The 3,018-nt window shown below is 53.9% G+C and carries 1 rRNA gene; it reads right to left on the bottom strand.

Annotation, left to right across the window (positions count from 1 at the left end):
- Window positions 1–2,818 (bottom strand): 23S ribosomal RNA (locus HMPREF0645_RS12400); the annotation flags it as partial.
- Window positions 2,819–3,018 lie beyond the last annotated feature (200 nt).

The following is a 3,018-nucleotide window of genomic DNA, read 5'->3' as shown; positions in this document are numbered from 1 at the left end:
AATGGAGTTCTCATCTTGCGGATGGCTTCGCGCTTAGATGCTTTCAGCGCTTATCCTGGCCAGACGCGGATACCCGGCGGTGCACCTGGCGGCACAACCGGCAGACCGGAGGTCTGTCCGTCACGGTCCTCTCGTACTAGTGACGGCACCACGCAAAACTCCTGCGCCCACGATAGATAGAGACCGAACTGTCTCACGACGTTCTGAACCCAGCTCGCGTGCCACTTTAATGGGCGAACAGCCCAACCCTTGGGACCTTCTCCAGCCCCAGGATGTGACGAGCCGACATCGAGGTGCCAAACCACCCCGTCGATATGAGCTCTTGGGGGGGATCAGCCTGTTATCCCCGGAGTACCTTTTATCCTTTGAGCGATGCAGCTTCCATACGCATGCACCGGATCACTATGCCCCAGTTTCCTGCCTGATCGGCATGTCTGCCTCCCAGTCAAGCGCCCTTATGCCATTGCACTCTATAAGGCCGGTTACCAATCGGCCGGAGGGCACCTTTGGAAGCCTCCGTTACGCTTTTGGAGGCGACCACCCCAGTCAAACTACCCGCCAAGCAGTGTCCGCACATCTTGCGCGTTAGAACCCAGACAGCCGAAGGGCCGTATTTCAAGGGGGGCTCCACTCCCGCTGGCGCGGGAGATTCAAAGCCTCCGGCCTATCCTACACATCGGATGACCGGGCTCAATGCTAAGCTATAGTAAAGGTTCACGGGGTCTTTTCGTCCCATCGCGGGTAATCGGCATCTTCACCGATACTACAATTTCACTGAGATCATGATTGAGACAGCGTCCGGATCATTACACCATTCGTGCAGGTCGGAACTTACCCGACAAGGAATTTCGCTACCTTAGGACCGTTATAGTTACGGCCGCCGTTTACCGGGGCTTCAATTCAACGCGGCACCCATAAATGGGATGACGTCTCCTCTTAACCTTCCGGCACCGGGCAGGTGTCAGGCTGTATACTTCTACTTTCGTGTTCGCACAGCCCTGTGTTTTTGTTAAACAGTTGCCTGGACCTATTCTCTGCGCCTCGTCATCATAACGAGGACCCTTTATCCCGAAGTTACAGGGTCAGTTTGCCTAGTTCCTTAACCATGAATCTCTCAACGCCTGAGTATATTCAACCCGTCTACCTGTGTCGGTTTGCGGTACGGGTGCCGACAGGATGAAGCTTAGCGGATTTTCTTGGAAGCTTGATTACCGGCACTATTGGCGCTCCCCGAGGGGAGAGCCATACTATCAGGTTCGGCTCCCAGGGTGGATTTGCCTGCCCCGGTCTACGCCTACACCATTCAACGGGGACTTCCGTCGCCCCGCGGCCGTGTCACTGCTCCGTCTCCACATCGCTCCTGCCGGCAGTAACGGAATGTTAACCGTTTCTGCCATCGCCCTCTCCATTAGGATGAGGCTTAGGACCCGACTAACCCCGGGATGACTGGCATTGCCCGGGAAACCTTAGACTTTCGGCGGGGGGAGTTCTCATCCCCCTAATCGTTACTTATACCTACATTTGCTTTTCCATACACTCCAGCAGGAATCGTCTCCCCGCATTCTGCGTACATGGAATGCTCCCCTACCGATACTTTTAATATACATTACTATCCCGCGCCTTCGGTGTCTGCCTTATACCCGATTATTATCCACGCACGGACCCTCGACCAGTGAGCTGTTACGCACTCTTTGAATGAATGGCTGCTTCCAAGCCAACATCCTGGCTGTCACGGGGACCGCACTTCGTTAGACTAACTCAGGCAGAACTCGGGGACCTTAGACGGCGGTCCGGATTCTTCTCCTCTCGGGTACGGGCCTTAGCACCCGCACCCTTACTGCATGGCTGCAGCGCATGAGCATTCGGAGTTCGTCAGGTCTTGATAGGCGGTGAAGCCCTCTCGACCTATCGGTCGCTCTACCTCTCATGCGGATCGCCACACGCGGCACCTAAATGCCTTTCGGGGAGTACGAGCTATCTCCAAGTTTGATTGGCCTTTCACTCCTACACACACCTCATCCAAAAGCTTTTCAACGCTTACTGGTGCGGCCCTCCATCAGGTGTTACCCGGACTTCAGCCTGGACATGTGTAGATCACTTGGTTTCGCGTCTGCCCCCACCGACTAAAACGCCCTGTTCAGGCTCGCTTTCACTGCGGGTGCGCCACTCATGTGGCTTAGCCTCGCCGGTGATGGCAACTCGTAGGTTCATTATGCAAAAGGCACGCCGTCACACCAAAATGGTGCTCCGACCGCTTGTAGGCGTATGGTTTCAGGAACTATTTCACCCTTCTTGTCGAAGTGCTTTTCACCTTTCCCTCACGGTACTGGTACACTATCGGTCTCATCCGAGTATTTAGCCTTGCCGGATGGTCCCGGCAGATTCACGCAGGATTTCTCGTGCCCCGCGCTACTCAGGATACCGCTATGCCGCATGCAGGTTCGGATACGGGACTATCACCCTCTGTGGTCCTTCTTTCCAGAAGGCTCTCCTCTCTGCATGGCGTGCAATGACGCGGTCCTACAACCCCGCACATGCCCGAAGGACACGAACGGTTTGGGCTCTTCCCCGGTCGCTCGCCGCTACTGGGGGAATCATTAAATTATTTTCTCTTCCTGGAGGTACTAAGATGTTTCAGTTCCCTCCGTTAGCTTCCGCAAAAATACGGATGGGTATCCTTCAGATACCCGGGTTGTCCCATTCGGAGACCCGCGGATCAAGGGTCATTTGCACCTACCCGCGGATTATCGCAGCTTATCACGTCCTTCATCGCCTGGATGAGCCTAGGCATCCGCCATACGCCCTTATTTACTTTCTTATTCGATCAGTGCCTTTCCCCATAAGAATACGGAGAACGGCACACGCTCATACTTTCAGCTGTTTCGTCATGTGAAATTATCAAAAATTTGATTCTTTACACCAGTCTTCTAAAGACCTGGCTGATTTACAGTCTTGCTTGTGTCAATATGTCAAAGAACGATTTGCAATTCACAATTCACAATTTTCAATTCACAATTA

Source organism: Hallella bergensis DSM 17361, from assembly GCF_000160535.1.
Classification (GTDB): domain Bacteria; phylum Bacteroidota; class Bacteroidia; order Bacteroidales; family Bacteroidaceae; genus Prevotella; species Prevotella bergensis.
This window is presented reverse-complemented; position numbering and strand designations above follow the sequence as displayed.